The sequence below is a fragment of the Streptomyces sp. NPDC053069 genome (assembly GCF_044546895.1).
Classification (GTDB): domain Bacteria; phylum Actinomycetota; class Actinomycetes; order Streptomycetales; family Streptomycetaceae; genus Streptomyces.
In genome coordinates this window covers 179,497-204,354 of the sequence record NZ_JBITZN010000013.1, presented here as the reverse complement: position 1 = coordinate 204,354, position 24,858 = coordinate 179,497, and the positions used below count along the sequence as shown (strand labels likewise).

Genomic DNA, 24,858 nt, shown 5'->3' with positions numbered 1-24,858 from the left:
TAGGGGGGTGGACGAATGTCGTCAAGAGACGGAAAGACCTGGCAAGCGGCGGACAAGCAGCGGGCGACAGGAGGACGATGGGTCCGCTGTCCCGACGCGACGCCTGGGAGTGGGCCATGCCCGAGAGCGTGCCGGTGCGCTGCCCGGCCTGCCGGCGCGAGCACGTCTACACCGCACCGGTGTATCCGTGTGCGTGCGGCGCCCCCACCGCCCCACGGCTGGATCCGACCGCCGAACCGGTCGTGGCGGCGCACCGCGCCTGGGACGACGAGTGGATCGCGATGCCGTGTGCGGCCTGCGGGCGCCGGAGCCAGTGGCCGCACCCGGAACTGGGCTGCTCGTGCGGCACGGTGCTGCGCATTCCGGTGGCCAGGACACCTCCGCCGGGCGGCGGTATGCCGTCGACGGACAGCGGTATGCCGTCGACGACCGACGACATGCCACCGACGGCGGCCGGCACACCGTCGACAGACAGTGGCACACCGTCGGCAGACGGCGGTATGCAGTCGACAGACAACGGTATGCCGTCGGCGGACGGCGGCATCCCATCGGCAGACGGCGGTATCCCGTCGCCGGTGAGCCGGCCCGATGGCTCCCCCGGCCGCCCCGCCTTCCAGCCGCGCGCCATCCGCACCGCGCGTGACGCCGTCACGGTCGCCGCGCTCTACCTGCGCTGGCTCGGCTACCGTGACATCCGCCGCGCCGACCAGCGGCCCCCGAACGGCATCGGGCTCGCCGCCCACGGACTTCTCGCACAGGTGGACCCGACCGTGCGCCCGGCGGCGCCACGGGACGTGGAGTGCCTGTGGCTGACGGCGATGACGGAGTCCGCAGACTGTGTGTACTTCACCCTCGCCGGATACACCGACGACGCCCGCACCCGCGCGGACTCCCTGGGCATCCCCCTGTTCGTCCTGGACCTCGCGGGCGTCCCGCAGCCGGTGAACGACCACGCCGACACGCTGAGCGCCGAGGGAGCACCGGAACCGGGCCCCCGGCCCCGGGACCGGCGCGGCTGACCGTCCCCAGGGCCGCCCTGCCACCGCGAACGGATCGGCCTCAGGTCGGACGAGGGCGGCGGGTTCTCTCCACCGGCCGGTCGATGCGCCGGCCCCGCGCGGCTGCCTAACGTGCAGGTCGAACATCAGGCAAGGAGAGGAAAGACATGCGTTTACGCCGCAGGAGGGTGACCGCGGTCGCGGCGTCCGTACTGGCCACGATGGTGCTCGGCGTCCCCGCGCACGCGTCGGCGCCGACCGCGCCGCGCATCGACTGGCAGCGCTGCCAGGGGGCCGTCCGTACCGACGCGGTGCGGTGCGGACAGGTCTCCGTACCGCTCGACTGGTCCCGGCCCGCCGCGTCCGCCCGGACCACCGTCGCGGTCGCACGGCTGCCGGCGGCCGACCCGGAGCACCGTCTCGGCACGCTCATGTTCAATCCCGGTGGTCCGGGCGAGGGGGAGGTCGGCTATCTGCTCTCCCGGCAGGCCCGCCGGCAGTACTTCCCCGAGGCCCTGCGCGACCGCTTCGACATCGTCGCCGTCGAGCCGCGTGGCACCGGCGTCAATCCGCCGCTGAACTGCCCGTTGCCGGTCGACCACACGGTGAGCAGGTTCCCCGCCGACCGGCCGGCCGCCGCCGCACTGGTCACCAGCAACCGGCGGATGGGAACCGTCTGTGCCCGGCGGGGCGGACCGGTGTTCCCGCACCTGGACACCGCAAGCGTCGCCCGGGACATGGACACGGTACGCGCGGCGCTGGGCGAGTCGAGGATCAGCTTCCTCGGGGTGTCCTACGGCACCATGGTGGCGCAGAGCTACGCCGAGCGGTTCCCTTCGCGGGTGCGTGCGATGGTGCTGGACGGCGTGGTCGACCGGTCGCTGTCCTGGCGGCGGCTGGCGCGCGTCGACGCGGCCGCCGTACAGGACGGTGTCCGCAGGTTCGCCCGCTGGTCGGACCGGGACGACCGCAGCGCGCTGCACGGCCGGGACGTCACCGGTTTCCTGGCCTCGCTGCTGCGTCGCGCCGACCACGGCGGGATCAAGGACGGCGGCCGGCCGGTGCGCGCGGAGGAGATCGCTCAGGCGGTGAACGCCGGTCTCCAGTCGCCGTCGCTGTACGCACCGCTGGCCACCGCACTCGACAGGGCGGACGCCGACGGGGACATGGCACCGCTCGTCTTCCTCACTCCTGGCCACACCGGTGAGTACGGTCTGTACCGCTCGATCGTCTGCCAGGACGTGCCCGGCCCCGAGGATCCCGGCGCCGCGCTGCCGGCCGCGGTGCCCGTGATGCGTGCCGCCGGCCCCGCTCTGCGCGGCTACTCCGAGTTCTGGGACATCGCCAGCGGCTGCGCGGGCTGGCCGGTGGGATCCGCCTGGACGCCGCACGCGTGGCGGGTGCCCGCGCACTTCCCGGCGGTGCTCCTGCTCTCCGGCACGCACGACGTGGCGACACCCCCGGCGTTCGCCGACGGGGTGCGGCGCGCACTGCCGTCGAGCAGGCTGCTGCGCTGGGACGGTGACGGCCACACGGCCTGGCTGAACAGCCCCGTCACGGTGGACGCGGCGGTCGGCTACCTCACCACCCTGCGCATGCCCGACGGGGCGCGCTGAACCGGGCCCCGACGGCCGGTCACGGACCTTCGACGGGTCCCGGTCGAGTGTGCCGCCGACAGCGCGCTCCTCCGGGACCCGTCCCCGAGCATCTACCGGATGCTCGCTCGCGGCCGTTTCACACCTCGTACTTCTCCCGCAGTTCGACCTTGCGCACCTTTCCGGACACCGTCATCGGGAAGGAGTCGAGGATCTGGAGCCTGCTGGGGATCTTGTAGTGCGCGAGCCGGCCCTGGCAGAAGGCGCGCAGCTCCTCCAGGGTGAGCGGGTCGGCGGTGTCGTGCGGGATGACACAGGCGAGCACTTCCTCGCCGTACGTCTCGTGCGGCACCCCGACGACCTGGACGTCCCTGATCTTCGGGTGGGCGTAGAGGAACTCCTCGATCTCGCGCGGGTAGATGTTCTCGCCGCCCCGGATGATCATGTCCTTGATGCGGCCGACGATCTCGACGTACCCGTCCTCGCGCATCACCGCCAGGTCACCGGTGTGCATCCAGCGGCCCGCGTCGACGGCTTCGGCGGTCTTCTCCGGCTCGTTCCAGTAGCCGAGCATCACGCTGTAGCCGCGGGTGCACAGCTCCCCTGCCGTGCCGCGCGGCCGGGTGACTCCGGTGGCCGGGTCGACGATCTTGACCTCCAGGTGCGGCAGGACGCGGCCGACGGTGCCGGTGCGGTGCTCCAGGTCGTCGTCCCTGCCAGTCTGCAGCGACACCGGTGACGTCTCGGTCATGCCGTAGCAGATGGAGACCTCCTCCATGTGCATCTCGGAGACGACCCGTTTCATCACCTCCACCGGGCACGGCGAGCCCGCCATGATGCCGGTGCGCAGCGAGGAGAGGTCGTACGTCGCGAAGTCCGGGAGGTTCAGCTCCGCGATGAACATCGTCGGCACGCCGTACAGGGACGTACAGCGCTCCTGCTGCACCGCTTCCAGGGTGGCCCTCGGCTCGAAGGACGGAGCCGGGATCACCATGCAGGCGCCGTGCGAGGTGGCGGCCAGATTGCCCATCACCATGCCGAAGCAGTGGTAGAAGGGGACGGGGATGCAGATTCTGTCCTGCTCGCTGTAGGCGATCAACTCCCCTACGAAGTAACCGTTGTTGAGGATGTTGTGGTGGGAGAGGGTGGCGCCCTTCGGGAAACCGGTGGTGCCCGAGGTGTACTGGATGTTGATCGGGTCGTCGCAGGACAGTTCCTCGTACGGGGCGTCACCGGTGCCCCGACCGAGGAGCGCCTCCCAGCTCGGGTCGCCGATGTACACGACCTCGCGCAATGCGGGGCATCGGCCCCGCACTTGCTCGACCATCGCCCGGTAGTCGCTGGTCTTGTGGCTCAGGGAGGAGAACAGCAGCGAAACCCCGGCCTGGCCGAGCACGTACTCGACCTCGTGGGTGCGGTAGGCCGGGTTGATGTTCACCATGATCGCGCCGATGCGGGCGGTGGCGTACTGGACCAGGACCCACTCCGGGCAGTTGACCGCCCAGATGCCCACCCGGTCGCCCTTGGCGATCCCGGTCGCGACCAGCGCCTGTGCCAGTTCCTCGACCGCGGAGCCGAATTCGGCGTAGGTCCAGCGCCGCCCCGACACCACGTCGACCAGTGCCTCGCGGTCGGGCCAGGCGGCGACGGCCCGGTCGAGGCTGGCGCCGATGGTGTCGCCGAGCAGGGCGGTGGAACCGGTTCCGTGCGTGTACGACAGCTCAGTGGTCACCGGAAGTCCTCCTCGCGGTACTCGTTGTCCGAGCCCTGGGCCGTCGCCTCGCGCAGTTCGATCCGGCGGATCTTGCCGGAGACGGTCTTGGGCAGCGGGCCGAACTCCAGCCGGCGGATGCGCTTGTAGGGGGCGAGTACCTGGCGGGAGTGCTCGAAGACGACCTTCGCGGTGTCGGGGCCGGGCTCGAAGCCCTCGGCGAGGACGACGTAGGCCTTCGGTACGGCGAGCCGCAGCTCGTCCGGGGCGGGCACGACGGCGGCCTCGGCCACCGCCTCGTGCTCCAGCAGTGCGCTCTCCAGCTCGAACGGGCTGATCTTGTAGTCACTGGCTTTGAACACGTCGTCAGCCCGACCGACATAAAAGACATATCCGTCTTCGTCTCGGCGTCCGATGTCCCCGGTGCGGTAGTACCCGCCCGCCATCGCCTCCGCCGTGCGGTCCGGGTCGCCGTGGTAGCCGGTCATCAGGCCGACCGGGCGTTCGGACAGGTCGAGGGCGATCTCGCCCTCGACGGCGCCGGGTGCGCCGGAGACCGGGTCGAGGAGTTCCACGCGGTAGCCGGGGCTCGGGCGGCCCATGGAGCCGGTCTTCAGCACCTGACCGGGGCTGTTGGAGACCTGTACGGCGGTCTCGGTCTGCCCGAAGCCGTCCCGGATGGTGACCCCCCACGCCCGCCGGACCTGTTCGATGACCTCGGGGTTGAGCGGCTCGCCGGCGGCGACGACCTCGCGGGGCGGGGTGCGCAGCTGGCTCAGGTCGGCCTGGATGAGCATGCGCCACACGGTCGGCGGTGCGCAGAAGGTGGTGACCTCGGCCCGGTCCATCTCGGCCATCAGCCGGGCAGCGTCGAAGCGGGTGTAGTTGAAGAGGAAGACGGTCGCCTCGGCGTTCCACGGCGCGAACAGGTTGGACCAGGCGTGCTTGGCCCAGCCGGGCGAGGAGATGTTCAGGTGGACGTCGCCGGGCCGGAGCCCGATCCAGTACATGGTCGCCAGGTGCCCGATGGGGTAGGAGGTGTGGGTGTGCTCGACGAGCTTGGGGCGGGCGGTCGTACCGGAGGTGAAGTAGAGCATCAGCGGGTCGTCGGCCAGGGTGGGGCCGTCGGGGAGGAACTCGGCGGGGGCGGTGTACGCGTCCTCGTACGGCTCCCAGCCCTCCTCGGGCAGCCCGCCGACGGCGATCCGGGTGTAGGCGCCGGGCACCTCGGCGAACTTGGCGGTGTCCTCGGCCCGCACGATCACATGTTTCACCCGGCCCCGCTCCACGCGGTCGCGCAGGTCGGCGGGGCCGAGCAGCGGGGTGGCCGGGATGACCACCGCGCGCAGCTTCATCGCGGCCAGCGCGGTCTCCCACAGTTCGGCCTGGTTGCCGAGCATGACGAGGATCCGGTCCTCCGCGGCGACGCCCCGCTCGTGCAGCCACCGGGCGACCCGGTTCGACCGTTCGGACATCTCCGCGAAGGACAGCCGCGTCTCGCCGCCGTCCTCCTCGACGATGTGCAGCGCGGTCCTCTCGTTCCCGGCGGCGATCACGTCGAACCAGTCCAGCGCCCAGTTGAAGTGCTGTGGCCGGGGCCAGGCGAAGCCGTCGTAGGCGGTGGCGTAGTCCTCGCGGTGCGCCAGCAGAAAGTCCCGGGCGCTGCGGAACAGCTCCGTCGCCGTCGTCATCGTGTCCTCCTTGCGTGCCGGACCATTGCCGGGCGGCTCTCTGGCATCGTCTAATCCGTGATGCAGGTCTCACTACCCCCGAACGGGGGTGGGGGTGCCAGAAGGAGCGGACAGGTGACGGCAGACGCGGCGGGGACGGTGGAGATCGGCGGCGCGCTGGCCCGGCTGCGGCGGGTGACCGGACTTCCCGTTGCCTTCGGCGGCCTTGTCGATTCCGGCCGGCCGCAGATCCGGATCAGCGAGCTGAGCGGCACGACGACGGGCGCCCTGCGCTCGCTCGCGGTGACCTCCGGCAACGGGCTCGGCGGCAAGGCGGTGGCGCTCGCCCGGCCGTGCGCGGTGACGGACTACTCCAGTTCCCGGCAGATCAGCCATGAGTACGACGTCCCGGTGGCCGCGGAGGGCATCCGCTCGGTCGTCGCCGTGCCGGTGGTGGTGCGGCGCCGGGTGCGCGGGGTGCTCTACGGCGCGCTGCGCTCGGCCCAGCCGCTCGGTGACCGCACGCTGGGCGCGGTGATGGCCGTGGCGCGGGACGTGGAGCAGGCGCTGGTGGTGCGGGACGAGGCGCGGGGGCTGCTGGCGGCGGCCCGGCCGGAGCCCGCCGGCGCCGGGCGGGGTGCCGTCCGGGAGCAGGTGCGCGAGGCGCACGCGGCGCTGCGCGCGCTCGCGCCGCGGATCGCCGATCCGGAGCTGCGGGCGGAGCTGCTGGCCGCGTGCGGCCTGCTGGCCGCGCCGCGGACGGCCGGGGGCACGACTCTGGCGCCGCGCGAACTGGACGTGCTGTCCTGGGTGGCGGCGGGGGCGACGAACGCGGCGGTGGCCGAGCGGCTGGGCCTGCGCCCGGAGACGGTCAAGGGCTATCTGCGCTCGGCGATGCGGAAGCTGGGCGCACACACCCGAGGGGAGGCGGTGACCGCGGCGCGCAGGGCGGGGCTGCTGCCGTGATGCGAGGCGGTGAGGAAACCTGTCCATTCAAGCGCAGACGCCTTGAATTTCCTTGTGCTTACCTTCTGTTATTTCCCTCACCACAGCTTCCGTCCGAATTTCCAGCATCGTTGCCTAGCATTGGCCCGGACACGACACACGAGGGGAGCGGTGACCGTGCGACGGGACTTCCAGGAGCCTGCCAGGTGCCGCTCCGACCTGGTCATCGGCCGCGAGGACCTGTTCGCCGGCGCCCGTGAGCAACTCGCCTCGGGCGGCAGTGTGCTGCTCCACGGTCCCGCCGGAATAGGGAAATCCACCGTCCTGCGGGCATTGGCCGAGGAATACGGCGCCACCGCCCGCACCGTCCTGCGCTGCTCCGCCACCGAGTCCGAATCCCATCTTCCCTTCCTGGCCCTCGCCGACCTGTTCGGCCTGGTCCTCGACGACGTCTCCCCCCGGCTGCCCGTCGCCCAGCGCACGGCCCTGGAGTCGGCGCTCACCGGCCGCGGCGAGTCCAGCCTGCAGCGCGACGGTCTCGCCCTGCGCCTCGCGGTGCTCTCCGCGCTGCGCGCGCTGGCCGCGCGGGGCGGTGTCCTCGTCGTCGCCGACGACCTGCAGTGGCTGGACCCGGCCAGCGCCGAGCTGCTCGGCTTCGCCGCCCGGCGTCTGGAGGGCACCCCGGTGCAGCTGCTGTGCGCGGTGCGCACCGAGGGTCAGGAGAGCCGGGAGTACGACGGGCATCTGCGGTCCTGCCCGCCGGGCACCCTCGCGGTCCGGCTCGGTCCGCTCTCCCGCAGCCAGGTCGCCCAGCTGCTGGACCACCGCGGCCACGGCGCCCTGCCCCGCTCCACGGTCCGCGAGATCCACCGCACCAGCGGCGGCAACCCGCTGTTCGCCCTGGAGCTCGGCCGCGCCCTCGCCGACAGCCCCACGCCGCCCCGGCCGGGCGAGCCGCTGCCGGTGCCGACCAGCCTGCGCGCCCTGGTGCTCAGCCGCCTGGACATGCTCTCCGTCGAGGCCCGCCGCACCCTGCTGGTGGCCAGCGCCGGTGCCCGGCCCACTCCGGCGCTGCTGCACGCGGCCGGCCGGACCAACGCCGAGGCCGAGTGCGCCCAGGCCGCCGAACTCGGGCTGCTGGCCACCGAGCCGGACGCCCCGGCCGTACGGTTCGCGCACCCGCTGATATCGGCCGCGCTGTACGCGGAGGCGCCCGCGCACGAGCGGCGCGCCGCGCACGCGGCCCTGTCCACGGCCGCCTCCGACCCGATCGAACGGGCCCGGCATCTGGCCCTCGCCACCACCGGCACCGATCCGGAGGTCGCCGCCCGGCTCGCCGAGGCCGCCGCCCTGGCCCGGGACCGCGGTGCCCCCTCGGTCGCCGCCCACCTGGGGCTGCTGGCCGCCCGGCACACGCCCGCCGACGGGACGCCCAGTCAGGAGGAGCGCCGGCTGCAGGCCGCCGAGGACGCGATCACCGCGGGGGAGATCGACCTGGCCCGGGACATCGCCCGGGAGGTGCTGGCCCGGGCGACGGTGCCCGCCGACCGGGTCCGCGCCTGGATCATCGTCATCGACAGCGCCGGCCACACCATGGCCGAGGTCGACGCCGTCTTCCCGCAGGCCCTCGCCGACGCCGGCGACGACCCCCGGCTGCTGGCCCTGGTGCACTACCAGCTGGCCTGGCGGACGCTGATCGTGGAGGGCGACTTCACCGGGGCGCGTGAGGCCGCCGCGCACGCCGCCGAGCTGGCCGCCCTCGGCAGGGACCGGCGCACCGAACTGCTGTCGCTGGCCTTCCAGGCGCAGAGCGAGACCCTGATGGGCCACCCGGAGGCGCCCCGGACCATCCAGCGTGCCCTGCGGGAGCCGCAGGATCCGAGGGTGGCGTGGCACCACAACGGGGCGGCCAGCGCCCGGTTCCGCTGGCTGGTCATGAGTGACCAGCTGGCCGAGGCCCGGGCGACGGTCACCGCGCTGCTGCGCGAGGTGCGCCGGCGCGGCTCGGTGGAGTCCGAGGTGCACTTCCTGCGCGGCCTCGCCGAGACCGAACTGCGCGCCGGGCACTGCGGGCGCGCCCTGGAGCTGGCCCGTGAGAGCCTGCGCCTGGCCCGGGACTCGGGGATCGGCGAGACCGCCTCGGCGATGCTCACCTCGCTCGCGGAGGCCTCCGGCGGCGATGTCGACCGGGCTCTCGCCCTCGCCCGGGAGGCGGTGGCGCACGCCGAGGAGGACGGCGACCAGATGTACCTCTCCCGGGCGCTGGGCGCGCTCGGGTACGCCCAGTTGGTGGCCGGGGACCCGGCGGGCACGGTCCGCTCGCTGCGCCGGGTGCGGACGCTGGAGCTGGGGCTCGGCATCACCGACCCGGCGCGCGGGCGCTGGCAGGGGGATTTCGCCGAGGCGCTGGTCCGGATCGGTGAACCGGCCGAGGCGCAGCACGTCATCGACGCGAGCCGCGAGCACGCCCTCAGGCTCGGCCGGGAGAGCGTCCTCGCCGTCCTGGACCGCTCCGAGGCCCTGGTGCGGGCCGCGCAGGGTGATGTGGAGGCGGCGGTGGCCCAGCTGACGTCCGCTCAGGACCGGCTCGGCAAGCTCGGCTACGGCCTGGAGGAGGCGCGGGCCGCGTTCGCGCTGGCCCGGCTGCGGGGCAGACGACGCCCGGCCGAGGGGGCGCGCCCGTGGCAGGAGCCGCTGGGCGGCGCGGAAGCCGCGAACACCGAGCACGGCCGGGTTCCCGCCCCGGGCCTGGGCTCCGCCAAGGCCCGGACGAGCACGGGCTCGACGGCGTACGACGAGGCCACCCGGATGTTCCGCCGCTGCCGGGCGCTGCCCTGGCTGCGCCAGGTGGACGAGTCCCTCACCACGCCCGAGCCGCAGCCGGCCCTTCCCGCGCCGGACGCCCTGGACGCGCTGGCGGTGCTGGCCGCGATGGAGCGTCAGGTGGCCGCGCTGGTGATGGAGGGTGCCACCAACCGGGAGATCGCCGCCCGACTGTTCATCAGCGTCAAGACGGTGGAGGCGACCCTGACCCGGGTCTACCGCAAGCTGGGGATCCGCTCGCGCGTGGACATCGTCCGATTGGCGGCGGCTCGCGGGCGCGCCGAGCACGGCCCTAGTTAACTGAACCGGACCGAGGGTTTTCCCTCACCCAACCCCCTAGGGGGTTCCCTCATTGGGAGCCGAGGGCTCCGGGTCCTAGCGTAGTGGGCGTGCCGCTCGCCCGGGCACACGGGGTCGGTCCCTCCCCCAGCTCTCGGCCACGCCCGAGCAGGGGGTGCCCCCACCCCGTGCTCCACCACCCGTGCGACCCCCCACCGGTGCAACCCCCACTGAGGAGACTCATGTTCGGGCCCAGACGTGCCAGAAAGACCGCCGCGGTTTCGGTGGTCACCGCCGCCGCCGCGGCGAGTGCGCTGTTCGCCTCCCCCACGGCGAGCGCCGCCCCGCAGCCCATCGTCGGCGGTACGACCACCACGACGACGGCGTACCCGTTCGTCATGCAGATCACCGACGCGTCCGGCAACCAGTTCTGCGGCGGCACGCTCGTGGCCGCCACCAAGGTCGTGACGGCGGCGCACTGCATGGCCGGCGAGTCCGCGCGCAACGTCCGCGTGGTCGGCGGCCGGACCTTTCTCAACGGCACCGACGGCACGGTCAGCAAGGTCAGCAAGATCTGGGTCAACCCGGACTACACCGACGCCACCAAGGGCGACGACGTGGCCGTACTGACCCTGTCGACGTCGATGCCGTACACCCCGGCCTCGTACGTCTCCTCCTCCCAGACGAGCGTGTACGCGGCCGGCACCCAGGCCCGCATCCTCGGCTGGGGCACCACCTCGGAGAACGGCAGCTCCTCCAACCAGCTGCGGACCGCGACCGTCCCGGTCGTGTCCGACTCCAGCTGCAGTTCCTCCTACGGTTCGGACTACGTCAAGTCCGACATGGTGTGCGCCGGATACAGCTCCGGCGGCGTAGACACCTGCCAGGGCGACAGCGGCGGTCCCCTGCTCATCGGGGGCGTCCTGGCAGGGATCACTTCCTGGGGCGAGGGGTGCGCGGAGGCCGGTTACCCGGGTGTGTACACCCGGCTGACCACCTTCGCGGACCTGGTGACCGCGCAGGTCCACTCCTAGCCCCGCAGACGTCCCGAGCACCCCTCGGGAAGATGCCAGGGGGGCGTTGCGAGCCACCACGAGCGGCCCGCAACGCCCCCCTCTCCACGTTCACCCCCGTGCAACGCGGGGGCTACTTGTCGGCCGTGAGCTTCCCGGCCGCGCCCCAGCTGTCCGCCGGGACCTCGTGGATCCACACCTGCACGGTCTCCGCCGGGATCCGGTACGCGTCGACGAAGGCGTCGGTGACCCGCTTGACCAGCTCCCGCTTCAGCTCGACATCGCGGGGACCCTGCTGGATGGTGACGATCGGCATGACTGAACTCCTTTGACCGGTGTTCCGTTTCGGTGGGTCCAGTCCATCGCGGCGCACGTCGGCGACCAAGAAGCAGTCCGCGACCGCAGTGATCAGCTCTGGTGATCGCCGCAGGCCGACAGCAGTTTCTCCAGGTGCGGGGAGGGGGCGGCGGCGGACACCGCGAGACCGGTCGCCAGGGCCAGTCCGGGCGCGCGGAAGGCGACGTACGCCACCCTGGGCGTGGCCAGCACGCGCGCGTGTGAGGCGTAGACGACCGTCCACAGGGGGCGGGCGCCAATGGTGGCGAGGGTGTCGTGCAGCGTGCCCCCGGCCGGTCCGGGCACCGGCTCGAACCCGGCCGCATGGCAGGCGCCGACGACCAGGTCGACCAGGGCGGGGTTGTTCCGGCGCGGGGTCAGGGCGAGGGGCAGCCCGGCGAGGTCCGCGAGGTCGATCTCGTCCCGCGCCGCGAGCGGATGCGTGGCCGGCAGCGCGGCCACCAGCGGATCGGACCACAGCGGCACCACCCGTACGCCGGGCGGGGGTTCGGCCGAACGCACGAACGCGGCGTCCAGCCGGCCCGCCGCGACCCGGGCGAACCGTTCGTCGGCCGGCAGGGAGATCAGCTCCACCGGCACTTCGGGCGCCCGCTCGGCGAACGCGGCCAGCACCCGGTCCAGATGCGCGCCGAGCCCGGTGCTGGTGCCGAGGCGCAGCACGGCGGGTGCCGCCACGGCGGCGCGTGCCTTCTCCGCCGCCGCGAGCACCGCCCGTGCCTCGGGCAGCAGCCGTTCGCCCGCCCCGGTCAGCCGCACCCGGCGCGGCGAGCGGTCGAACAGCTCGGCGCCCAGCTCCCGCTCCAGCCGCTGCATCTGCTGGCTGACCGCCGACTGCACGATGTGCAGCCGCTCGGCGGCCCGCCCGAAGTGCAGCTCCTCGGCCACGGCGACGAAATAGCTGAGCTGACGGAGTTCCATGGGCTGACTGTAGAGGGGCGGCGACACGGGCCTCTACGCCGGGCGAGCCGGGCCGGCGTCCGGGGAGGGGCCGAGCGCACTGAGCGGGAGCGCGCGGGGGTGGTGGTGTCTCCCGGCGGCCGCTGCGCCCGTTCTGCATCAAGCTGCGCCTACGACTGCGTTTCACCCGGGCGCCGGCCGCGGGGCCGTGGATATCCTGCTTCTCCTCTGCCCCGGGTTTCTCCGGGTCCTGGCCCCGGTGGGTGATCAGGCGTACGCAGGCTCGACGGAGAGGCGTCCGATGTCCGAGCGAGAAAGCGGCAGGAACGGCGGGCGCAGATCCGTTTGGCGCCGCGCCCTCACCCCGCCCCAGCCTCCCGTCGCCGAGGCGCCCGCACCCGCCCCGCCCGCGGCGGACGGCGCCGAGCCGTCGAGCATCGTCCAGGCGGCGCTGTACCGCGACGGCGTCCGCGTCTCCTCCCCCGCCACGCTCGCCGAGACCTACCGCGAACTGCGCGAGCAGCCCTCGGGCATGGCCTGGATCGGCCTGGCCCGCCCCACCGGCGCCGATCTGCGGTCGCTGGCCGCCGAGTTCGGGCTGCACCCCCTCGCGGTGGAGGACGCGATGGAGGCGCACCAGCGGCCCAAGCTGGAACGGTACGGCGACACCCTGTTCGTCGTCCTGCGCGCCGCCCGCTATCTGGACGCACCGGAGGAGGTCGACTTCGGCGAGCTGCACGTGTTCGTCGGCCCGGACTTCGTCATCACCGTCCGGCACGGCGCGGCCCCGGACCTGTCGGCGGCCCGCCGCCGTATGGAGGACACCCCCGACCTGCTCAAGCTCGGCCCGGAAGCGGTCCTGTACGCGATCCTCGACGCCGTCGTCGACGGCTACGCCCCAGTGGTCTCCGGGGTGCAGAACGACATCGACGAGATCGAGACCGAGGTGTTCCGCGGCGACCCCGAGGTGTCCCGCCGTATCTACGAACTCTCCCGCGAGATGGTCGAGTTCCAGCGCGCCACCCGCCCGCTCGTCGGCATGCTGCACGCCCTGATGGCCGGCTTCGCCAAGTACGGGACGGACGAGGAACTCCAGCGCTATCTGCGGGACGTCGCCGACCACGTCACCCACATCAGTGAACGCGTCGACGCCTTCCGGCAGGCCCTCACCGAGATCCTCACGGTCAACGCGACACTGGTCACGCAGCAGCAGAACGCGGAGATGCGGGCGCTGGCGGAGGCGGGTTTCGAGCAGAACGAGGAGGTCAAGAAGATCTCGTCGTGGGCGGCCATCCTCTTCGCTCCGACCCTGGTCGGCACGATCTACGGCATGAACTTCGCGCGCATGCCCGAACTGCACTGGGCGTTCGGCTATCCCTTCGCGATCGGCCTGATGGCCGTGGTGTGCACGGCGCTGTACGTGGTCTTCAAACGGCGGGACTGGCTGTAGAGCACCGCCGGGAGTCGTCCCGCCCCGCGCGACACGCCACGACGAACCCGCACCCGGCGACGACGATGCCCCCGACGGCGCCGGACCGCAGGCTCCCTTCAAGCCCGGCGCAGCCTCAGCGCGGCCAGCACCTCCGCGTCCGTCAGCTGCTCGAAGTCCTCGTACCACTGCCCGACGGCGGTGAACGCGGCCGGCCGGTGCGGGCACAGGATCGTGTCGGCCTCGTCGGCGAGCCGGTCGAGGGAGTCCGGGGCGCCGACGGGGACGGCCAGGACGAGGTGCGCGGGCCGGCGGCGCCGGACGTGACGCAGGGCCGCGCGGGCGGTGGCGCCGGTGGCGAGCCCGTCGTCGACCACGATCACCGTGCGGCCCGCCGGGTCCGGAGCCGGGCGGTCGCCGCGGTAGCGCTCCTCACGGCGGCGCAATTCCTTCCGCTCGCGCTCGACCACCGGGGCCATGGATTCCTCGGTCAGGCCGAGCCGGTCCAGGGTCCCGGCGTTGAACAGGGGCGGGTCGTCCCCGACCAGCGCCCCGACGGCGAACTCCTGGTGGTGCGGGGCGCCGATCTTGCGCACGATGAGCACGTCGAGCGGGGCGCCGAGCGCGCGGGCGATGGGCTCGGCGACGGCGATGCCGCCGCGCGGCAGGGCGAGGACGAGGGGGTCGGTGAGGGCGCCCTGTTCCCGCAGGTCGCTCAGCAGTCCGGCGAGTTCCCGCCCGGCTTCGGCACGGTCCCGGAAGCGCATGGCTCGTCCTCCTCCGCGGTGCCTCTCCTTCCATGGTGCTCCTGGTCGGGCAACCGGGTCGGATATCCGCGGGCAGGTGCACGACATTCGCACACCAGATCTATACACCGAGTGTATAGTCCACGCATGCCTCATTCGACCGACACGTTCCCGACGCCGAAGCACGCGACCAGAAAGACGCGCGCAACCGTCCGGAGGTTCCGTCCGGGCGTGCTCGCGTCGGCCGCCCTCGGCCTCGCGCTCACGCTGTCCGGCTGCGCCCAGGCCGACACGACAGCACCGAGCACCGTACGGGCCGAGGCCGCGCACGGGGCGCCGGCGAAGTTCGGGACCGTCGACTGCCGCGAGGCCAAGTGCATCGCGCTCACCTTCGACGCCGGACCGAGCGAGAACTCGGCGCGGCTGCTCGACATCCTCAAGGAGAAGAAGGTCCCGGCCACCTTCTTCCTGCTCGGCAAGAACCACATGGAGAAGTACCCGGAGCTGGTCAAGCGGATGGCCGCCGAGGGCCACGAGGTCGCGAGCCACACCTGGGACCACAAGATCCTCACGCGGATACCGGAGGCGCAGATACGCGAGGAGCTGAAGCGGCCGAACGAGGCGATCGAGCGGCTGACCGGGCGCAAGCCCACGCTGATGCGCCCGCCGCAGGGCCGTACGGACTCCCGTGTGCACCGGATCGCCAAGGAGCAGGGCCTGGCGGAGGTGCTGTGGAGCGTGACCGCCAAGGACTACACGACCAGCGACTCGGCGCTCATCACCCGGCGCGTCCTCGCCCAGTCGTCCCGCGACGGGATCATCCTGCTGCACGACATCTACCCGGGCACCGTACCCGCCGTGCCGGGCGTCATCGACGCGCTCAAGGAGCGCGGCTACGTCTTTGTGACGGTGCCTCAGCTGCTGGCGCCCGGCAGGGCGGAACCGGGCGAGGTGTACCATCCCTGACCGCTCGTCCGGCCGGGTGAGGCGGGGGCGAACGCGCAGGTGCCGGGCGGCCATTGCCTACGATCGTGCCGTGCCGACCTTCTCCTTCGCCCGCACGGCCCCGCTCCCGCTCGACGAGGCGTGGCGCCGGCTCACCACCTGGCCCCGCCACGCCGACGCGGTCCCGCTGACCCGGGTCCGGGTGCTCACTCCGGAGCCCACCGGCGTGGGCACCCGCTTCGTGGCCCGCTCGGGCCTCGGCCCGCTGGCCGTCGACGACGTCATGGAGGTGACGGTCTGGCGCCCGCCCGCCGACGGCGAGGCCGGTCTGTGCCGCCTGGAGAAGAGCGGCCGGGTGGTGCGGGGCTGGGCGGAGATCGAAGTGGGGCCGGGGCCCGGAGGTCGCAGCCGGGTGGTGTGGCGGGAGGAGCTTCGGGTGCGTTTCCTGCCGCGTGCCGTCGACGGCGTACTGGAACGCGCGGCGCGCGTGATCTTCGGCCGAGCGGTCAACCGCCTGCTTAGGCGGTCGTAGGCGCCGTGAGGGGCGCGGGGCTGACTCTCTCCGCGGCCCGGCGCGATGGGGCCCCCGGGGTCGGTACCGCGTCGTGCGTTCAGGCCACCGACCCGAACCGTGCCGCCGGCCGGGACGCCGTCTCGCGGTGGATGGGGGTGTGCGCGCCGGTGAGGGAAACCCCGCTGCCGCCCCGCCGGTCGGCGACGATCTCGGCGCCGATCGACAGGGCCGTCTCCTCGGGCGTACGGGCCCCGAGGTCGAGCCCGATCGGGGAGCGCAGCCGGGCCAGCTCCAGCTCGGTGACGCCGACTTCCCGCAGCCGCTCGTTGCGCTCCAGGTGGGTGCGGCGGGAGCCCATCGCGCCGACGTAGGCGACCGGCAGCCGCAGCGCCAGCCTCAGCAGGGGGACGTCGAACTTGACGTCGTGGGTGAGGACGCACAGGACGGTACGGCCGTCGGTCTCGGTGCGCTCCAGGTACCGGTGGGGCCACTCGACGACGATCTCGTCGGCCTCCGGGAAGCGGGTGCGCGTCGCGAACACCGGGCGGGCGTCGCACACCGTGACGTGGTAACCGAGGAACTTGCCGACGCGGGTCAGTGCGGAGGCGAAGTCGATCGCGCCGAACACGATCATCCGGGGTGCGGGGACGGAGGTCTCGACCAGGACCGTGAGCGGGGCACCGCAGCGCGAGCCCTGCTCGCCGATCTCCAGGGTGCCGGTGCGGCCCGCGTCCAGGAAGGCGCCGGCCTCGGCGGCGACGGTGCCGTCCAGCTCGGGATGGCTCCCGAAGCCGCCGTCGTACGACCCGTCGGGGCGCACGAGGAGGGCCCGGCCCCGCAGCAGGGCCGGTCCCTCCACGATCCGCGCGACCGCCGCCGCCTCCCCACGGGCGGCGGCGGCCAGCGCGGCGGCGACCACCGGCCGGGCGGGACCGTCCGCCCGGACCGGCGTGACGAGGACGTCGATGATGCCGCCACAGGTCAGGCCGACGGCGAAGGCGTCCTCGTCGCTGTACCCGAAGCGCTCCAGGACGGTCTCGCCGTCCTGGAGCGCCTGCCGGCACAGCTCGTACACGGCCCCTTCCACGCACCCGCCGGAGACCGAACCGATGGCCGTGCCCTCGGCGTCCACCGCGAGGGCGGCGCCGGGCTGGCGCGGAGCGCTGCCGCCGACGGCCACCACGGTGGCGACGGCGAAGTCACGGCCCTGCTCGACCCACCGGTTCAGCTCCTCGGCGATGTCCAGCATCTGTCGGTCTCCTCACGGGGTGTTGCTCAGTGGGGCGGGGGCGGCCGGCTAGTGCACGCCGAGCCAGCCCTCGATCGGATGAAGGGCGAAGTAGATCAGGAAGACGGCGGTCAGACCCCACATGAAGGCGCCGATCTCGCGGGCCTTGCCCTGGGCGGTCTTGATGGCCGTGTAGGAGATGACACCGGCCGCGACACCGCTGGTGATGGTGTACGTGAACGGCATCAGGACGACGGTGAGGAAGACCGGGATCGCGGTGGCGCGGTCGGCCCAGTCCACGTGCCGGGCGTTCATCAGCATCATGGCGCCGATGACGACCAGGGCGGCGGAGGCGACCTCCTGCGGGACGATCGCGGTGACCGGGGTGAAGAACAGACAGGCCGCGAAGAACAGGCCGGTGACCACGGAGGCGAGACCCGTGCGGGCGCCCTCCCCGACACCGGTGGCGGACTCGATGAAGACCGTCTGGCCCGAGCCGCCCGCCACACCGCCGATCGCACCGCCGGCGCCGTCGATGAACAGCGCCTTGGACAGGCCCGGCATACGGCCCTTGTCGTCGGCCAGTTCGGCCTCGGTGCCGACGCCGATGATGGTGGCCATCGCGTCGAAGAACCCGGCGAGGACGAGGGTGAAGACGATCATGCCGATCGTCATCGCGCCGACCTTGCCCCAGCCGCCGAACTCCACGTGCCCGAAGAGCGAGAAGTCGGGCATCGAGACCGCGCCGCCGTGCAGTTCGGGGGCGCCGTTGGCCCACTGCTTGGGGTCGATGACACCGAGGCCGTTGAGGACGGCGGCGACGATCGTGCCGGTGATGATGCCGATCAGGATGGCGCCGGGGATGTTGCGCGCCTGGAGCATGAAGATCAGCAGCAGGGTTCCGGCGAAGAGCAGCACCGGCCAGCCGGCGAGCTGGCCCGCCGGGCCGAGCGTGACCGGGGTGGCCACGCCCTTGTGCACGAAGCCGGACTTGTAGAGGCCGATGAGGGCGATGAACAGGCCGATGCCCATCGTGATGCCGTGCTTGAGCGCGAGCGGGATCGCGTTCATGATCATCTCACGCAGGCCGGTGACGACCAGCAGCATGATGACGACGCCGTACATCACACACATGCCCATGGCCTGCGGCCACGTCATGTTGGGGGCGACCTGGGAGGACAGGACGCCGGAGACGGAGAGACCGGCGGCGAGCGCGAGGGGCACCTTGCCGACGAAACCCATCAGCAGCGTGGTGAAGGCCGCCGCGAACGCGGTCGCGGTGATCAGTGCCTTCTGGCCGAGGGTGTCCCCCGCCGCGTCCTTGCCGGACAGGATCAGGGGGTTGAGCAGGAGGATGTAGGCCATCGCCATGAAGGTGGTGATGCCGCCGCGGACCTCTCGCGAGACCGTGGACCCTCTCTTGGTTATGTGGAAGTACCGGTCGAGCCAGGATCGCCCTGCCGGGACGCGGGTGCCTTCACCCGCGTCGTCGGCTGCGGTCCTGGGCTCCACTGACTGCTGGGTCATGGTGCCATCTCCCAAGGTTCACAGGGGCACCCGTACAACCTCCTCGGGCCGTACGGGATTTGGGAATGGACGACCCGGGGGACGGCCCGAGACGAACAAAGGGTGGTACTTCAAGGACCGCGAGCGGTGCGGAACTCAAAGGGGGGTTCCTCCGGGCGGCGCGGCGGAGTGTGTGACGTTCCCTGCGCCGCCCGGAGAGCTCTTGGGTGTTACGCGGTTCCCGTGAGGTGCTCGGGCCGCACCGGAGTGCGGTCGAGCTCCAGCCCGGTCGCGTTCCGGATCGCCGCGAGGACGGCCGGGGTGGACGACAGGGTCGGGGCCTCGCCGATGCCACGGAGCCCGTAGGGGGCGTGGTCGTCGGCGAGTTCGAGCACGTCGACCGGGATGGTCGGCGTGTCGAGGATGGTGGGGATCAGGTAGTCCGTGAAGGAGGGGTTCCTGACCTTCGCGGTCTTCGGGTCGACGATGATCTCCTCCATCACCGCCACGCCCAGGCCCTGGGTCGTACCACCCTGGATCTGGCCGACGACGGAGAGCGGGTTGAGCGCCTTGCCGACGTCCTGGGCGCAGGCCAGCTCGATGACCTTGACCAGGCCGAGCTCGGTGTCGACCTCGACCACGGCGCGGTGCGCGGCGAAGGAGTACTGGACGTGCCCGTTGCCCTGGCCGGTGCGCAGGTCGAAGGCCTCGGTCGGCCGGTGCCGCCATTCCTCCTCGACCTCGACGACCTCGTCCTCCAGGACGTCGGCCAGGTCGCCGAGGACCTCGCCGCCGTCGGTGACGACCTTGCCGCCCTCCAGCAGGAGCTCGGCGGTCGCCCAGGCGGGGTGGTAGGAGCCGAACTTGCGGCGCCCGATCTCCAGGACCTTCTCGCGGACGATCTCGCAGGCGTTCTTCACGGCACCGCCGGTGACGTACGTCTGCCGGGAGGCCGAGGTCGAGCCGGCGGAGCCGACCTGCGTGTCGGCGGGGTGGATGGTCACCTGGGTGACGCCGAGCTCGGTGCGGGCGATCTGCGCGTGGACGGTGACACCGCCCTGCCCGACCTCCGCCATCGCGGTGTGCACGGTGGCCACGGGCTCGCCGCCGATGACCTCCATGCGCACCTTGGCGGTGGAGTAGTCGTCGAAGCCCTCGGAGAAGCCGACGTTCTTGATGCCGACCGCGTAACCGATGCCGCGTACGACGCCTTCGCCGTGCGTGGTGTTGGACAGACCACCGGGCAGCTGCCGTACGTCGGCGCCCTCGCTGGACTCCCACTGGCGCTCCGGCGGCAGCGGCATCGACTTGACGCGGCGCAGCAGTTCGGCGACCGGGGCCGGGGAGTCGACCGGCTGCCCGGTCGGCATGATGGTCCCCTGCTCCATCGCGTTCAGCTGCCGGAACTCCACCGGGTCCATGCCCAGCTTCTTCGCCAGCTTGTCCATCTGCGCCTCGTAGGCGAAGCACGCCTGGACCGCGCCGAAGCCGCGCATGGCGCCGCAGGGCGGGTTGTTGGTGTAGAGGGCGATGGCCTCGATGTCGACGTCGTCGATCACGTACGGGCCGACCGACAGGGAGGAGGCGTTTCCCACGACCGCCGGTGAGGCGGAGGCGTAGGCGCCGCCGTCCAGGACGATCCTGCACTTCATGTGCGTGAGCTTGCCGTCCTTGGTGGCGCCGTGCTCGTAGTGGAGCTTCGCCGGGTGGCGGTGGACGTGCCCGAAGAAGGACTCGAACCGGTTGTAGACGATCTTGACGGGCTTGCCGGTGCGCAGCGCCAGCAGACAGGCGTGGATCTGCATCGACAGGTCCTCGCGGCCGCCGAACGCGCCGCCGACGCCGGCCAGCGTCATGCGCACCTTCTCCTCGGGCAGGCCGAGGACGGGCGCGATCTGGCGCAGGTCGGAGTGGAGCCACTGGGTGGCGATGTAGAGGTGGACGCCGCCGTCCTCCTCGGGCACGGCGAGGCCGGACTCGGGGCCGAGGAAGGCCTGGTCCTGCATGCCGAAGGTGTACTCGCCCTCGACGATCACGTCGGCCCGCCTGCGGGCTTCCGCCACGTCGCCGCGGATGATCGGCTGGCGGTGCACGATGTTCGGGTGCGGGACATGGCCGATGTGGTGGTCGTCGCGGCCCTCGTGGACGAGGATCGCATCCGGGGCGAGGGCCGACTTCTCGTCGGTGATCACCGGCAGTTCGCGGTAGTCGACCTTGATCTTGGCGGCGGCGCGGCGGGCCGTCTCCGGGTGGTCGGCGGCGACGAGCGCGACCGGCTCGCCGTGGTGGCGGACCTTGCCGTGGGCCAGGACCGGGGTGTCCTGGATCTCCAGGCCGTAGTTCTTCACCTCGGTGGGCAGGTCGTCGTACGTCAGAACGGCGTAGACGCCCGGCGTGGCCAGCGCCTCGGAGGTGTCGATCGAGACGATCTCGGCGTGGGCGACGGTGGAGCGCAGGATCTGGCCCCACAGCATGTCCTCGTGCCACATGTCGGACGAGTACGCGAACTCGCCGGTGACCTTGAGGGTGCCGTCCGGACGGAGCGTGGACTCGCCGATGCCGCCCTTGGTCTGCGAGACCTGCGTGATCTTCGTAGGGGCGCCGTTGGCGGGCATGTCAGACCTCCTCGGACTGACGGGCGGCCGCCAGGCGAACCGCGTCCATGATCTTCTCGTAGCCCGTGCAGCGGCACAGGTTGCCCGACAGCGCCTCGCGGATGTCCGCGTCGGACGGGTTCGGGTTGCGCTCCAGGAGTTCGTCGGAGGCGACGAGCAGACCCGGGGTGCAGAAGCCGCACTGGACGGCGCCGGCGTCGATGAACGCCTGCTGGACGGGGCTGAGTCCGCTGCCCTCGCCGGTCTGGGAGTCGGTGCCCTTGGCCTCCCTCCCCCAGGCTTCGCCCGGGGGGACCCCCAGCTGGGCGTCCTGCAGCGAGGTGCCGCAGGCGCCGGTGGCGCAGCCGCCGCGCTCCTCGCGCTGCTTGGCGTAGTCCGCGAGGCCCTCGACGGTCACCACGTCACGGCCCTCGACCTGGCCGGCCGCGACCAGGCAGGAACACACCGGCACGCCGTCCAGACGCACGGTGCAGGAGCCGCACTCACCCTGTTCACAGGCGTTCTTCGAACCCGGCAGGCCGAGGCGCTCGCGCAGGACGTACAGCAGGGACTCGCCCTCCCACACGTCGTCGGCCTCCTGCGGACGTCCGTTGACGGTGAAGTTGACGCGCATTACGCAGCTCCCTCGGTGGTGCGGTGGTTGCCGCGGTACGACTCCCAGGTCCAGGTGAGCGTCCGGCGGGCCATGACGCCGACGGCGTGGCGGCGGTAGCTCGCGGTGCCCCGGACGTCGTCGATCGGGTTGCAGGCGCCGGAGCACAGCTCCGCGAACTGCTTGGCGACCGACGGGGTGATGATCTTTCCGTTGTCCCAGAAGCCGCCCTCTTCGAGCGCCGCGTTCAGGAACTCCTCGGCGGCCTTGGCCCGCACGGGTGTGGGCGCGGCGGAGCCGATGCCGGTCCGGACCGTACGGGTCTCGGGGTGCAGGGCGAGGCCGAAGGCGCACACGGCGATGACCATGGCATTGCGGGTGCCGACCTTCGAGTACTGCTGCGGGCCGTCGGCCTTCTTGACGTGCACGGCGCGGATCAGCTCGTCGGGCTGGAGCGCGTTGCGCTTGACGCCGGTGTAGAACTCGTCGATCGGGATGAGGCGGGTGCCGCGGGCCGCCGACTCCACCTCGACCTCGGCGCCGGCCGCGAGCAGGGCCGGGTGGGCGTCACCGGCGGGCGAGGCCGTGCCGAGGTTGCCGCCGACGCCGCCGCGGTTGCGGATCTGCGGGGAGGCGACCGTGTGCGAGGCGAGGGCGAGGCCCGGCAGCTCGGCACGGAGGTTCTGCATGATGTCGGTGTACGGGACGGAGGCACCGAGCCGTACGCTCTCCTCGCCGACCTCCCACTCGTAGAGGTCGCCGATGCGGTTGAGGTCGAGCAGGTACTCGGGCCGGCGGTGGTCGAAGTTGATCTCGACCATCACATCGGTGCCACCCGCAATCGGCACAGCGGTGGGGTGCTCGGCCTTCGCGGCGAGCGCCTCCTCCCAGCTGGCGGGGCGAAGGAAGTCCATGACCGGCTCTCTTCTTGGTCTCATGGGTCGTACAGATTGAGCCAATCCGTGTGCGGCGGTCCCGGCTCGTTCATGTGTTGTTAACGCGCATTGGACTCAGTACACCGCCCGGTACTCCGGGACGGTCAGTCACCGAAACCATGAAGGAGTTGGCTGGCCACGCCAGGCATCTTGTAGATTCGTATGAACGGAGGTCATCGGCAACCTCTCCGATTTCCTGGGGAAACACAGGAAACAGTGCAGAGACCTCGGAGAGTGCCCTGTGCGGCCCGTGCCGGGCCCTTATCCCGTCACCCTCCAAGATCCATCGTAGGTTTCGAGACAAAGAACGGCGGCGACGAGATGCGGCTGCGCGCACTTCTGGACACCGATGCGCTGGGCCTGCGGCTGCTCGGCGGCGAGGAGGAGCTGGACCGGTCGGTGCGCGGGGTCATGACCACCGACCTGCGCGACCCGAGCCGCTACCTCTCCGGGGGCGAGCTGGTGCTGACCGGCCTGGCCTGGCGCCGGGACTCGGGCGACTCCGAGCCGTTCGTACGGATCCTGGTGCAGGCCGGGGTGGCGGCGCTCGCGGCCGGCGAGGCGGAGCTCGGCGACATCCCGGACGACCTGGTGCTGGCCTGCGCCAGGCACCGGCTGCCGCTGTTCGCCGTGCACGAGTCGGTGGCCTTCGCCACGATCACCGAGCACGTCGTACGGCAGGTCTCCGGCGAGCGCGCCGGGGACCTGGCGGCCGTCGTGGACCGGCACCGGCGGATGATGACCTCGGGCCCGGCGGGCGGCGGCCCGGACGTGGTCCTGGACCTGCTGGGCTCCGACCTGGACCTGCGCGCCTGGGTGCTCTCCCCCACCGGCCGGCTGATCGCCGGCTCCAAGGTGGCGGGCCCTGCGCTGCCCGCGGAGACCTGCGCGAAGCTCGCCGCCGAGCATCTGGCGGCCACCCGCACCGGCCGGCGCGGCCCGCACCGGGTCCTGCTGGGCGGCACGACGTACTCGCTGTTCCCGATCCGCTCCTCGGGCCGCTCCCCGCAGGCCGCCCGCGATGTGCGCGAGACGGTGCTGTCGGACTGGCTGCTGGCCGTCGACGCGGACGCCGGGGACTGGCCCGAGGAGCGCCTGGACCTGCTGCAGGGCGTGACCCAGCTGATCGCGGTCGAGCGCGACCGCCGGGACGCGGCGCGCACGGTGCGGCGCCGGCTCGCCCAGGAGGTGCTGGAGCTGGTGCAGACGGGTGCCGCGCCGGCCGAGATCGCGGCCCGCCTCCGGGTGGCCGCGCCGGTGCTGCTGCCCGGGCTCGGGGCGGCCCCGCACTGGCAGGTGGTGGTGGCCCGCGTGGAGTGGGACGGCGGGGAGGTCGAGGGCGGCCCGGTCGCCCAGTCGCTGCTGGAGGAGGTGCTGGTCGACCCGCTGGCCACCGGCCCCGAGCCCTCGGACCGGATCGCCGTCGCGCACACGGGCGACGAGGCCATCGCGCTCGTCCCGCTCCCGGCGGTCTCCGCCGAGCACGACGGCTCGGAGACCGGTCTGCTGGCCGACTCCCTGCTGCAGTCGGTGCGCGAGACGCTGTCGGCGGGCCTGGACGACGACGGGCGGCTCACCCTCGGCGTCAGCGCGGCCGTGCATTCGGCGGAGGGCCTGCGCGGCGCCCTGGAGGAGGCCCGGCACGCCCGCCGGGTGGCGGCGGCCCGCCCCGGCCGGGTCTGCGCGGCCGGGCACCAGGAGCTGGCCTCGCACGTCCTGCTGCTCCCGTTCGTCCCCGACGACGTCCGTCGCGCCTTCACGGCCCGCCTGCTGGACCCGCTGAAGGACTACGACCGCCGCCACCGGGCCGAGCTCATCCCCACCCTGGAGGCGTTCCTGGACTGCGACGGCTCCTGGACCCGCTGTGCCACCCGGCTGCACCTGCACGTCAACACGCTGCGCTACCGGGTCGGCCGGATCGAGCAGTTGACGGGACGGGACCTGTCGCGGCTGGAGGACAAGCTGGACTTCTTCCTTGCCCTGCGGATGAGCTGAGGTCAGCGGGGGCGCACACCGGCCAAACCCGTCACGCCCTCGCCCACGACTTTGTGAAATCTTTC

General features: G+C 72.4%; 19 protein-coding genes. 9 read left to right on the top strand and 10 right to left on the bottom strand.

The genetic code is table 11. The annotated features are described in order from the left end of the window. The first annotated feature begins 242 nt into the window (after positions 1-242). Positions 243-1,019 carry a hypothetical protein gene (locus tag ACIGXP_RS28310; RefSeq protein WP_399773076.1) on the top strand — a complete coding sequence of 259 codons (777 nt, stop codon included), beginning with the start codon at positions 243-245 and terminating at the stop codon, positions 1,017-1,019. 146 nt (positions 1,020-1,165) lie between these two features. Then, a complete protein-coding gene (locus ACIGXP_RS28305) occupies positions 1,166-2,614 on the top strand; it encodes an alpha/beta hydrolase (protein ID WP_399772931.1) in 1,449 nt (482 codons plus the stop codon). A 118-nt stretch (positions 2,615-2,732) separates the two neighbouring features. Here ACIGXP_RS28305 and ACIGXP_RS28300 read toward each other — a convergent pair whose 3' ends face one another. Beyond that, positions 2,733-4,325 carry an AMP-binding protein gene (locus ACIGXP_RS28300; RefSeq protein WP_399772928.1) on the bottom strand — a complete coding sequence of 531 codons (1,593 nt, stop codon included), beginning with the start codon at positions 4,323-4,325 and terminating at the stop codon, positions 2,733-2,735. Continuing rightward, positions 4,322-5,995: an AMP-binding protein gene (locus ACIGXP_RS28295; RefSeq protein WP_399772924.1), complete on the bottom strand. Its 1,674-nt coding sequence runs from the start codon at positions 5,993-5,995 to the stop codon at positions 4,322-4,324. Before ACIGXP_RS28295 ends, ACIGXP_RS28300 begins: the two co-directional genes overlap by 4 nt. Positions 5,996-6,109: 114 nt before the next feature. Here ACIGXP_RS28295 and ACIGXP_RS28290 point away from each other — a divergent pair, with 114 nt between their 5' ends. The 3 genes from ACIGXP_RS28290 (at position 6,110) to ACIGXP_RS28280 (ending at position 11,055) form a co-directional block, all read left to right on the top strand. Continuing rightward, entirely contained in the window at positions 6,110-6,940 is an 831-nt protein-coding gene (locus ACIGXP_RS28290; protein WP_363219304.1) for a helix-turn-helix transcriptional regulator, read from the top strand. Between the two features lie 150 nt (positions 6,941-7,090). After that, positions 7,091-10,042: an AAA family ATPase gene (locus ACIGXP_RS28285; RefSeq protein ID WP_399772921.1), complete on the top strand. Its 2,952-nt coding sequence runs from the start codon at positions 7,091-7,093 to the stop codon at positions 10,040-10,042. 221 nt (positions 10,043-10,263) lie between these two features. After that, entirely contained in the window at positions 10,264-11,055 is a 792-nt protein-coding gene (locus ACIGXP_RS28280) for a S1 family peptidase (RefSeq protein WP_399772918.1), read from the top strand. 112 nt (positions 11,056-11,167) lie between these two features. Here the strand turns inward: ACIGXP_RS28280 and dmpI are convergent, their stop codons facing one another. Both dmpI and ACIGXP_RS28270 read right to left on the bottom strand, forming a co-directional pair. Then, the gene (gene dmpI / locus ACIGXP_RS28275; RefSeq protein WP_076090755.1) at positions 11,168-11,350 is read right to left on the bottom strand and encodes a 4-oxalocrotonate tautomerase DmpI; all 183 of its coding nucleotides are present in this window, start codon (positions 11,348-11,350) and stop codon (positions 11,168-11,170) included. 92 nt (positions 11,351-11,442) lie between these two features. After that, positions 11,443-12,309 (bottom strand): LysR family transcriptional regulator, encoded by an 867-nt coding sequence (locus tag ACIGXP_RS28270; RefSeq protein WP_363219307.1) that lies wholly within the window; start codon positions 12,307-12,309, stop codon positions 11,443-11,445. Between the two features lie 280 nt (positions 12,310-12,589). Here ACIGXP_RS28270 and ACIGXP_RS28265 point away from each other — a divergent pair, with 280 nt between their 5' ends. Then, positions 12,590-13,738 (top strand): magnesium and cobalt transport protein CorA, encoded by a 1,149-nt coding sequence (locus ACIGXP_RS28265; protein WP_399772914.1) that lies wholly within the window; start codon positions 12,590-12,592, stop codon positions 13,736-13,738. A gap of 98 nt (positions 13,739-13,836) precedes the next feature. Here ACIGXP_RS28265 and ACIGXP_RS28260 read toward each other — a convergent pair whose 3' ends face one another. Then, positions 13,837-14,484 (bottom strand): phosphoribosyltransferase, encoded by a 648-nt coding sequence (locus tag ACIGXP_RS28260; protein ID WP_399772912.1) that lies wholly within the window; start codon positions 14,482-14,484, stop codon positions 13,837-13,839. A 126-nt stretch (positions 14,485-14,610) separates the two neighbouring features. Between ACIGXP_RS28260 and ACIGXP_RS28255 the strand changes: the two genes are divergently transcribed. Beyond that, positions 14,611-15,429 carry a polysaccharide deacetylase family protein gene (locus ACIGXP_RS28255; protein WP_399772909.1) on the top strand — a complete coding sequence of 273 codons (819 nt, stop codon included), beginning with the start codon at positions 14,611-14,613 and terminating at the stop codon, positions 15,427-15,429. Positions 15,430-15,499: 70 nt separating this feature from the next. Continuing rightward, positions 15,500-15,940, top strand: coding sequence for an SRPBCC family protein (locus tag ACIGXP_RS28250; RefSeq protein ID WP_363219311.1), 441 nt, complete (start codon positions 15,500-15,502; stop codon positions 15,938-15,940). A gap of 79 nt (positions 15,941-16,019) precedes the next feature. On the opposite strand, the gene ACIGXP_RS28245 is transcribed toward ACIGXP_RS28250, so the two are convergent. The 5 genes from ACIGXP_RS28245 to ACIGXP_RS28225 form a co-directional block, all read right to left on the bottom strand. Continuing rightward, positions 16,020-17,171, bottom strand: coding sequence for an XdhC family protein (locus ACIGXP_RS28245; protein ID WP_399772906.1), 1,152 nt, complete (start codon positions 17,169-17,171; stop codon positions 16,020-16,022). Positions 17,172-17,219: 48 nt separating this feature from the next. Further along, entirely contained in the window at positions 17,220-18,677 is a 1,458-nt protein-coding gene (locus ACIGXP_RS28240) for an NCS2 family permease (RefSeq protein WP_363219814.1), read from the bottom strand. A 209-nt stretch (positions 18,678-18,886) separates the two neighbouring features. Then, a complete protein-coding gene (locus ACIGXP_RS28235) occupies positions 18,887-21,271 on the bottom strand; it encodes a xanthine dehydrogenase family protein molybdopterin-binding subunit (protein WP_399772903.1) in 2,385 nt (794 codons plus the stop codon). 1 nt (position 21,272) lies between these two features. Next, positions 21,273-21,884, bottom strand: a complete 612-nt coding sequence (locus ACIGXP_RS28230) for a (2Fe-2S)-binding protein (protein ID WP_399772899.1) — start codon at positions 21,882-21,884, stop codon at positions 21,273-21,275. Then, complete coding sequence (locus ACIGXP_RS28225) at positions 21,884-22,777, bottom strand: FAD binding domain-containing protein (RefSeq protein ID WP_399772896.1); 894 nt, start codon at positions 22,775-22,777, stop codon at positions 21,884-21,886. Before ACIGXP_RS28225 ends, ACIGXP_RS28230 begins: the two co-directional genes overlap by 1 nt. Before the next feature lie 342 nt (positions 22,778-23,119). Between ACIGXP_RS28225 and ACIGXP_RS28220 the strand changes: the two genes are divergently transcribed. Further along, the gene (locus ACIGXP_RS28220; RefSeq protein ID WP_399772892.1) at positions 23,120-24,793 is read left to right on the top strand and encodes a PucR family transcriptional regulator; all 1,674 of its coding nucleotides are present in this window, start codon (positions 23,120-23,122) and stop codon (positions 24,791-24,793) included. Positions 24,794-24,858: the final 65 nt, after the last annotated feature.